The following is an 8,183-nucleotide window of genomic DNA, read 5'->3' on the forward strand; positions in this document are numbered from 1 at the left end:
CGCGGCCTCGTCGCGCCAAGGCCGTCAGCTCTCGTTGAACAGCGGCATCCAGTTCGATCTTCGGGGCAATGCGCATGGCTGCGACCTCCATCGAGGTCGGAGTGTGCCGCATCTATTAAGTTCCACTATTTCGAGCGCACTGCACTAGGAGAAGGAAGCATGGGATACATCATCTTCGTAACCCTTTTGCTATTCTTTGTGCTGTTAGGAATGTCTGTGCTGTTTCAGTGGCTCAGTTATTCGCAGCTTCCTCCGCAGGAAAGAGGCCGCTTCCTGGCAGAGAAAGTGGAGAAGATCAGGAAGGAGGCATGGGAGTTTGGCAAGCCACTGCTTCATGCCGCCTTGGTTCYCGCAATCGCGATGAGCCTCTTGAGCTTCTTTAATCTAGACCTGAAGCAGTTAACAACGCATATTCAGGACATCAGATCTGCACTTGCGTTCTTGCTTGTGGGCTCGTTCTGTGTCGCGGCGATTGCGGGCTCAGCCTACTCCAGCCTACTGAAAGACGTTGTATTGGTCGTCTTGGGCTTCTACTTCGGGTCCTACGTCAAGTAGATGCCAATCGTCAGCGTATCACTCCGATTGGGGTTGTCTGGCTCGATGGTTGATGGTCAGATGCTCCGGCCACTTGAGAACTCGCCAGCACACTTTGCCCTAAGCGGACAGATTGCTGCATGGTGTCACGTCACGTCTTGGGGAACAAGACGTGCTAAGGAGCTGTGATGAAAGGCTGTTCACTGAGCAACTCTCATGCTCTTCTCGCGATCGTGCTTATGGTATCGACCGTATCGGCGGCGGCGGATTGCAAGACCCTAGCCGAACGCTACGCCAAGTCTGACTTGATGTCGGAGGGCGAGTTGACTGACCTACGCACATGCATTGACGGCTCGTTGCGAAGCAAAATTGCTGCGCCCGCCGGAACTCTTACCGAAACAGCCAAGAAGAAGCCGGCGCTCGTTCCTCCAGTTGTGATCCCGCCGGCGATGAGAGTGCCAAGAATCACACCGTAGCTCGCCGACCACCTTTGCCGGCGAAGGAAATGCCTCTTCTTTCCAGTGCTGCTGTCGTATTTGAGGCCCTCTGGCCGATACTCCTTGCCGCGCTTGGAGTGGCGTTGCTCGTTGCCTTTCTGTTGGTTGTAATCTCCTCCCAACTGCTTCCCATCTTTGCGCTAGCGCTACTCGGGACGGCGACAGGAGTACTGGCGGGATTGAGCCGGGAATCTGCGATAGGCGCTGTTGTGCCCGCTGTACTTTCGTTGGTCGGCGGCCTGTCAATATATCTGCTCGGCTTGAAGAAGGGTGATTCCAAGCTCGTCAATGGTGCTGTCGTTGCCCTTTCTATATCGCTGATCCTTGGTACGTTCTGGGGCGCGATGATGCGGAGCTTCGCTGAGCGTGATCATGCCAACTGGCAAGTTGACATGGAGAGAAGTAAGATTTTGTGGAAGACGCAGCAGGAGCGTGAGAACGTCAGTCTGGCGCGTCGGAAATTGGAAGCGCTGGACGAGGACGCATTGAATACCTTCAGGCGCAAACTGGGTTTGCCACCGTTGCCGCCACTCCCCGCATCGGCTGCAAAGGCTGAGCCTGTGGATGGCGATTCTGAAGCAGCGACTAGCAAGAAGAAATAGCCGAATCTTCGCCAGAGTAGAAGTGGGTGGCCACAGAGGTTATTTCGATAGGTGGCGGAGTAGGACGGGTCGCGCGCCGGGTTGATTATGGTGCCGCGCCGAGCATTGCCTCGTCAGCCGGCGCGGCAGCGACGGTAAGCAGTAGTAGAGAACGATCTCTCAGGCCAAGCGTTCTGTGTCGCTGGGCGGCTCCTCGGTTGCCTGCTGCACTGGGGGCAATACCATCCATTGCGGGGCTTTGATTTGCACGGGCGTCTGATGAATGCACCCAAACATCTCCCCAGTCAAAAGCCAGACCCCTGCAAAGCCTGCGGTCACTGGTTCGCAGTATCTTTGTACCTCTGCAGGATCAAGGTCTCGTGCGCCCAGGTTGACGTAGACGAGCAGTTGCAACCGGGCTTGATCAGAGTAGAACTTCTGCGCCTTTGCCTCAATCGCCCCGTGGATATGACGCATGGCCTCTTCCGGATCCATCAGCGCTTCGAGCCATTGAGAGCCAGGCCCGCGCTCACGGTACTCGTCACCTCGACGCCGGCCCTCCCGTTGAACTTCTGCGAGTTCAAAGGTTTGCGTCCGCCCACCTTCGAAACGGATCGCGAAATCGCCGCTTCGCTGATCATCAACATCATCCATCAAGACCGTGCATGGCGCGATGTGATGGTCCACGCCCGCTGCAAATCGCGATGCGCACCACATTTCTCGCACTCGTTGGAGGCCGCGTTGCCTAAAGAACTGCTCGGCCGTCATCGGGGCACGAATGCTCTGGTACTTCGACAGCAGCTCAGCCGGTGTGTACTCCGTCATGTTGCTGGCGGCTACTGACCCGGCCCCAACAAGTCCGGCAGCCAGCCTCTTCTGCCTCATTTCATGAGGTCCGCGGTGCACGCGACGAAGCTGTCCACCATAGCGTTGCTCCTCGTCCGCACAACCTCGTCGCCTTGAATCTCTGTCTTCTCCACAGTCAGATCGACGCGAGTAGGTACGTCTTGCTGGCCCGGCTTCCGATTGAACACAATCACGAACTCGCGCTTTTCGAGAATGGATTGATAGGTTGTCATGAAGGAGTCGTCCAAGCCGCTGATGTAGAGGCCGAAGCCTTCGTTCTCGGCTCGAGTTGGGATGACCTGGCTCGGCGCATCGCCGCGCTCTGACCGAGCAAATGCCTTGTTCGGTCTTGCTGTCGGAGGCGCGTTGAAATCGTCGAACACCCCCAGCTTCAGCGCGACACCCATCTTTTCGCCCCGTCCTCTGAGGTAGTAGGACCCCACAAGCTTGATAGGGGCACCGTTCTTGGTACTGAAATCCCTGCTGAGCGCGCTAAATTCGAGCCCGCAAGCCTCAAGCTTTCCGTCAGCAGATTCGCGGTGAGGGACTATGAAAATCGTTCCTCGCAGCTTTTCAAACACGGCCTGCTGGGCGTCGGTCAACGGGGCAGAGTGGCTGGACGTGGCGAGCAAGGCCGCAAGCAGCGCAGTATGTATTTTCTGCATTCACAAGCTCCATGCATCGCGTTACTGGCCCGCAACTAGATCGTAGGCTTTGCCACCCGCGTCAACGCAGCTCCCTACGGCCTCATTCTTTCCGGCTGCGAACTGGCACCGAAGCACCTGATTGTCGGCCGAGACCAAGACGGCGCGAGCGTTGCTCGATGTGGTGCTGCCGCCCCCGAAAGCGCTCGCAGTGGACTGCCCATTGGTCGCGAACCCGGACCCGACGCTACGGGTTGAGTCAAGGACATACGTGCCCTTGTACAGGCGACCGTCGATGTTCACGTCCATGGAGCTCGTGCGCTTGTCATAGGTGCCGGCGTAGGCCTTCCCATCGGCGACCATCCGAAGTAGGCCGCTCGTCGCGGCGCAGCCGGCGAGGATGGAGGCAGCAACGGCGATGCAAAGATTCTTCATGAGGTTGCCTTCATTGGTGATCCATCTTGGTTGGTCAAGCCGCGTCCGCGTCAGACTTCATTCCGACCGCCAGCTTTTCGATCAGTTCGACGCAGCGCAAGACGGCATCTTCCCGAATAACGATCCTCTGACCTGCCTTGTAGCGATGGTCATTGCTCTTGCCGATGTAGTCCTCGTCCACAGTGCCTTCCTTGTGAGCAAGGAGGTGGCGTTGCTGAAAGAGAGTCCCTAGCGATGAAATCTCGTCTTCGGTAAGGTACTCGGCGTAGGTCTTTCCGAACAGAGATCTCCAGAGTTCGCTTCCTTCGGCCAGATTCTGAAATGCGTTTCTGCGGTACTTGGGCGCATCAGAAGGCCGCTGAAAAAGAGCCTCAGCAAACCTCTGGAACGCAGTCACGGCGTTCTGAATGCCGCCTTCGACCAGCAATCTAGACATGTTGTGAGCGGTGTCAGCGTCATTGAGGATCGCCCTCACGGCCGGGAGCGAAGCAATACTGTTGCGGATGGCGCCCAACGCTTGCCCAAATACATGCTCTGCTGCGTTGTCCCCGCAACCTGGGCAAAAAAACGCGGACCCCACAACGGCGTACCTGCAATGACACTTCTCGCAGTCGATGCGTAGCCGCATGGGCTCCGTCGCCTCAACCGGCATCACGGTCGCGAGCGGAGCACGGGAGACATTCATCGTGATTTTCAGGAACCCGTTTCGCGGCTGCCGCCGATTCCACTCTGATGCGTCCGCAGCCAGAGCACCGTCGATCGCCTGTTGGAGATGTGAAACCGCGTGTTCCTGCAGGTAGTCCGCTTGTTCGGTCGTAAACCATGAACGGGCAGGCGCAGCGTGCCCGCAGAAGGGGCAGAACGCCTCATCGTCGCGCACCTTGTCGCTCCACCAGTCCTCTGCAAGAACCTTGAAGGTGAACAGGCAATCTGGAGTGGGACATTCCCTATCGATGTAGCCATCGCCGTCCTGGGGAATGGCCCCTGTCACAGGGATCGTACTGTTCGAAAGTTCGCGGATCGAGGCAATGGTTTTTTCGAACATAGAGCCCTACTGAGTTGAGCAGCCATTGGCTGAGAGCTCCGCACGGAGCCCACGCATGCGTTGCTGGTCTGGGTTTATGACCTCTGGCGGCTGCCACTGCCAGTTCGTGTAGCGGCCTTCGATCTTGTTGCGCTCCGCGACGAGTTGGGCGCACCGGGTGGCTCGTTGGGAATCGCCTGTGCTGGCCTGAGCCTGCTGAGTCCGTGCGGCCTTGCCTTGCTCGGCCTGCTGAACCTGTTGATCCCAGGGCACGTCGGCGACATTCTCAATACGCTCTATGAGCGCGTTGTGCTGGTTGCAGTGTGCTTGGGCCCAGAACGTCGAGCCGTTGTATGCCTTGCAAAGATAGATCGTGCCGGCGTGCGCTGAACCGGCCAGCAGCGCCGCGGCGCAGATTCCCCAAGTTTTCATTCTTCTTGCTCCTGGCGTGAAGTCTAGGCGGCCCGACCTTCAGCCCCGATGCGCCAACTGGTTATTCAACCGGTAATTTGTTGAATTTTCCCTATCAACGCAGCGTTCGCGCCCTAGCTGCTCGCCCGCCCTCAACAACTTTGAGGAGCTGCGAGACTCCTGCTGGGTCAGGAAAGATCGACTTCGAGCACCCCGGATGTTGGCTCAACATCAAGGGCACCGACTTTGAAAGGAATCCGCAGTACCTTCGGCACGAGTCCTTGAGCGATCGCCCGTCCCGGTTCCAGCCCGAGCCACACACCTCCCACTCGGATATTCATCGTCGGGTGCAAGAGATCCGAAGAATCCGCGGCGTGGAGCCAGGAGCCGTCTGGATTTGTCATCGCGAGCTTCAGCACCTCGGTTCGATTGCCGTCGATGCCATAGGTATTGCGCGTGAAGGGGCCAGCGACAGAAAGTTGGAGGAACAGGCCGCGGGCTGCTCCTCGACCGGCGTTCGCAACCTGAACCTGGACTTGATGCGCTTCCGCGTGAATTGCGGCGACTTCAAGTTTCGGGCGGGCCCGTCTTCCGAACATATCGGCGATCTGAAACGGCTCCATGCGCATGAAGCTGAGGCCGATGCGCTGGTAGTAGCGGTCCTCCCCGAAGCGCGCCATGTGCGGCCCCCCGTCGCTTGGAGGGACAAAAGTGACGACGAAACCATGCGCTTGGCCGCGAGCAGCGAGCGCGCGGTGCACTACGCCGGGAACGCCAGGCGCCACGGCCTGCGGGGTCAACTCATCCAGTCTGCTTGCAAGCTTGCGTGCTTCCGGAACGCCGGGAAAGTCGGTAACGCAATCGATCCCGTGTGCATTCTTCTTCGCGGTGACTCCCCAGAGACAGACGCCGCCTGCCCCATTGGCGAAGCCAGAGAGGACCGTCGCAAGGTTTCGTTTGATGTCGCCTTCGTCTCCGACGCGCTTGCAATCGAAGACCTGCGACTCCACGTCGCCGGCCATTTTGAGAATCTTCGCGTGCGTCAGCGATGTAAACCAAGCGTGGAGGTCCATTTCCGCCCAGGGAAGTTGCGCTGCGGAATGATAGGGCCGCGATGGGGATGGGCCGGTCGGCGAGTGGCAGCAGCTGCTTTTGTAGCTTTTGTAGCCCCTATCTCGCCCCTTTTGCAGATCTGGCGATGGCGCGGTCCAGGTCGGAACGCCGGTATCTCACTGCACCGCCCAACTTGAAGTAGGGCAGCGTCACACGGTTCGTGCAACGCCAGACTGCCAAGGTGGAAACGGGGATCTGCAGGTACGCGGAAGCCTGCTGTGCCGTCAGGATTTCACCGGTGCACCCTGGAGGGGGAGGGGAGGGAACTCGGCTCGGGCGGCGCGACGGAGGTGCCGTTTCCCCGATATTTGGAGTTGATGGTGACAGGAGGAGGCTTAGACATCGCCCTATGCTCGTCCCGGGGTGTCTTGGGACGACGGGGAATGGCTGTGAGCGAGCGGCCCCCGCGATCAGCGGCGGTCGGCAATCGAGAGCGAGTTTTCGAGCCACAGGTTACCCCCGCGTTACCCGAGGAGCCGAGACCCCACACGGGATCTCGGCTAACTCCTTGATTTCATTGGTCGGGGCGAAAGGATTCGAACCTTCGACCCTCTGGTCCCAAACCAGGCACGCGACCTTGCGTCATATCCGGTGCCTTTCGCCGTGCCGTTTTTCGCCACCGTCAAATTTTGATTTGGTCCGGCCGCGGTTTACCTGCGTCGATCATTCGAGCTACCGCGCTGACCTGAGCGGCCCCCGCCCTGAAGTACCCCGCCACAGTGTCCGTGCTGCGATGCCCTGTCATCGCCATCGTTTCCTGCAGCGGCATGTTCTGGCGCCCCGCCTCGGTGACAAACCCCGATCGCAGCGAGTGCGCCGAAAAATCCTCCCCCACACCCGCGAGCGCACACCGCGCCTTCACGATGTCCCGCACCGCCGTCCCCGAGAGCCCGTCGGTGCCGAGTTTTCCGTTCTTGAGGATGCGCCGGAAGAGGGGCCCCGAGGTGATGCCACTCGCCTCGAGCCAGGCCTTGAGCGCCACGGCGGCCGACCCGACCACCGGCTTCACGTCTTCCGGTCGGATCTTCCCGTTGTGATTCGTCTTCGAGCTCGCCAGGGTGTACAGATAGGCGCCTTCATCCCCGCGGTGCAGGTTCTCGAAGACCGCTTCGGGGTCGATTTGATTTCAGTGCAAAAAGTGACGCATCGACCGACAAGCATTGGCGCGGGTTCCGAGGTGCTGGCGCTCGCAAGTGCTTGTCACTGCACAACTTTCTGCTACCCCTCGAATAGCCCCGCAAAGCGCATCGTTCAGCGGCCGAATTCAGCCACTGGCCCTTGTTTTGCCTGCACTTTGTGACGGTAGCAGCTGCGCGGCGTAGCGCTCGACGGGGAAGCGGAACACGCCTCGCAGATTGATGCCTTCCAGTCGCGTGGGCGCGATGCGCCCCATCAATTCCGGCGGCACGATTTGGCGCCGGTTGGCCCAGCGGTCGACCACCGCCTGCATCTGCGCCGTGTTCCACGCCATCACGATGTTGGCCAAAAGGCTCAGTGCATCGGCCACGGCTTGCATCTCGTCGGTGCGCCGGGCCTGCGCCGGCGTGGCGCGGCCGACATAGATCGCGCGCTTGAGCGCGTTGACCGACTCGCCTCGATTGAGCACCCGTCGCAGCTCGCGCCGGAAAGCGACGTTGACAAAGTAGTCGGCCAGGAAAACCGTCCTGAGCAGCTTGCCCAGTTGCACGCCGGCGTCATAGATCGGGTCTCCTCGGGCTGCCGAGCCGAATCTCGCCAACGCAGTCACTGCGCTGGCATGGCCCAGCATCACCGAGGCGGCCAAATGAACCAGACTGTCCCAATGGGCTTCAATGAGCGTGGTGTCCCCGCTGGCCTGACACACGGCAGCTATCTCGCGCGGAACCTTCGTGCCCCGCGGGACGAAGAGATACCGTTGCCTGAGTTCCCTGAGCCTTGGACACAGGTCGAAGCCCAGAAGTCGGGACAGAGCCATCGCGAAGTCGGTGAAACCGTGCGTGTCGACAGCGAGCTGAGACGTCTCGATCCGTTCCTGTCGAATGACACCCTCGATGGCAGCGCCCGCCTGCCGCTCATTGAGCACGATCGGCTGCGCGTGGAAGATTCCCCATCGGTCCTG

The 8,183-nt window shown here is 59.7% G+C and carries 11 protein-coding genes, 1 tRNA gene and 1 pseudogene; 3 read left to right on the plus strand and 10 right to left on the minus strand.

Annotation, left to right across the window (positions count from 1 at the left end; all coding sequences use genetic code 11):
- Nucleotides 1–159 precede the first annotated feature (159 nt).
- The 3 genes from AC1DF3_RS36275 (at nt 160) to AC1DF3_RS36285 (ending at nt 1,633) form a co-directional block, all read left to right on the plus strand.
- Complete coding sequence (locus AC1DF3_RS36275; protein WP_478142707.1) at nt 160–555, plus strand: hypothetical protein; 396 nt, start codon at nt 160–162, stop codon at nt 553–555.
- Nucleotides 556–722: 167 nt separating this feature from the next.
- Entirely contained in the window at nt 723–1,010 is a 288-nt protein-coding gene (locus AC1DF3_RS36280) for a hypothetical protein (RefSeq protein ID WP_478142708.1), read from the plus strand.
- 29 nt (nt 1,011–1,039) lie between these two features.
- Nucleotides 1,040–1,633, plus strand: a complete 594-nt coding sequence (locus AC1DF3_RS36285; protein ID WP_478142709.1) for a hypothetical protein — start codon at nt 1,040–1,042, stop codon at nt 1,631–1,633.
- A 159-nt stretch (nt 1,634–1,792) separates the two neighbouring features.
- Here AC1DF3_RS36285 and AC1DF3_RS36290 read toward each other — a convergent pair whose 3' ends face one another.
- From AC1DF3_RS36290 to AC1DF3_RS36335, 10 genes and pseudogenes are all read right to left on the minus strand, one after another.
- Nucleotides 1,793–2,497, minus strand: coding sequence for a PDDEXK family nuclease (locus AC1DF3_RS36290; protein ID WP_478142710.1), 705 nt, complete (start codon nt 2,495–2,497; stop codon nt 1,793–1,795).
- A complete protein-coding gene (locus tag AC1DF3_RS36295) occupies nt 2,494–3,123 on the minus strand; it encodes a hypothetical protein (RefSeq protein ID WP_478142711.1) in 630 nt (209 codons plus the stop codon). The genes AC1DF3_RS36290 and AC1DF3_RS36295 overlap by 4 nt, the downstream gene beginning before the upstream one ends.
- 21 nt (nt 3,124–3,144) lie before the next feature.
- Nucleotides 3,145–3,537: a hypothetical protein gene (locus AC1DF3_RS36300; RefSeq protein WP_478142712.1), complete on the minus strand. Its 393-nt coding sequence runs from the start codon at nt 3,535–3,537 to the stop codon at nt 3,145–3,147.
- A 34-nt stretch (nt 3,538–3,571) separates the two neighbouring features.
- On the minus strand, nt 3,572–4,582 hold the full coding sequence (locus tag AC1DF3_RS36305; protein ID WP_478142713.1) for a hypothetical protein: 1,011 nt from the start codon (nt 4,580–4,582) through the stop codon (nt 3,572–3,574).
- A gap of 6 nt (nt 4,583–4,588) precedes the next feature.
- Nucleotides 4,589–4,993 (minus strand): hypothetical protein, encoded by a 405-nt coding sequence (locus AC1DF3_RS36310; RefSeq protein WP_478142714.1) that lies wholly within the window; start codon nt 4,991–4,993, stop codon nt 4,589–4,591.
- Nucleotides 4,994–5,160: 167 nt separating this feature from the next.
- Nucleotides 5,161–6,045 (minus strand): AlbA family DNA-binding domain-containing protein, encoded by an 885-nt coding sequence (locus tag AC1DF3_RS36315; protein WP_478142715.1) that lies wholly within the window; start codon nt 6,043–6,045, stop codon nt 5,161–5,163.
- Nucleotides 6,046–6,142: 97 nt separating this feature from the next.
- Nucleotides 6,143–6,535 (minus strand): helix-turn-helix domain-containing protein, encoded by a 393-nt coding sequence (locus tag AC1DF3_RS36320; RefSeq protein WP_478142716.1) that lies wholly within the window; start codon nt 6,533–6,535, stop codon nt 6,143–6,145.
- A 68-nt stretch (nt 6,536–6,603) separates the two neighbouring features.
- Nucleotides 6,604–6,676 (minus strand) — tRNA-Pro (locus AC1DF3_RS36325).
- A 31-nt stretch (nt 6,677–6,707) separates the two neighbouring features.
- Nucleotides 6,708–7,160: pseudogene (locus AC1DF3_RS36330) on the minus strand (tyrosine-type recombinase/integrase); the annotation flags it as partial.
- Between the two features lie 189 nt (nt 7,161–7,349).
- Nucleotides 7,350–8,183: Tn3 family transposase (locus AC1DF3_RS36335; RefSeq protein WP_478142717.1), on the minus strand; the 834-nt coding region annotated here is incomplete at its 5' end.

Source organism: Variovorax sp. 10N432, assembly GCF_056394465.1.

What these genes read in the sequence shown, in the direction of transcription:
- AC1DF3_RS36280 (WP_478142708.1), top strand. Translation starts at nt 723, where the DNA reads ATGAAAGGCTGTTCACTGAGCAACTCTCATGCTCTTCTCGCGATCGTG.
- AC1DF3_RS36285 (WP_478142709.1), top strand. Translation starts at nt 1,040, where the DNA reads ATGCCTCTTCTTTCCAGTGCTGCTGTCGTATTTGAGGCCCTCTGGCCG.
- AC1DF3_RS36290 (WP_478142710.1), bottom strand. Translation starts at nt 2,497, where the DNA reads ATGAGGCAGAAGAGGCTGGCTGCCGGACTTGTTGGGGCCGGGTCAGTA.
- AC1DF3_RS36295 (WP_478142711.1), bottom strand. Translation starts at nt 3,123, where the DNA reads ATGCAGAAAATACATACTGCGCTGCTTGCGGCCTTGCTCGCCACGTCC.
- AC1DF3_RS36300 (WP_478142712.1), bottom strand. Translation starts at nt 3,537, where the DNA reads ATGAAGAATCTTTGCATCGCCGTTGCTGCCTCCATCCTCGCCGGCTGC.
- AC1DF3_RS36305 (WP_478142713.1), bottom strand. Translation starts at nt 4,582, where the DNA reads ATGTTCGAAAAAACCATTGCCTCGATCCGCGAACTTTCGAACAGTACG.
- AC1DF3_RS36310 (WP_478142714.1), bottom strand. Translation starts at nt 4,993, where the DNA reads ATGAAAACTTGGGGAATCTGCGCCGCGGCGCTGCTGGCCGGTTCAGCG.
- AC1DF3_RS36315 (WP_478142715.1), bottom strand. Translation starts at nt 6,045, where the DNA reads ATGGACCTCCACGCTTGGTTTACATCGCTGACGCACGCGAAGATTCTC.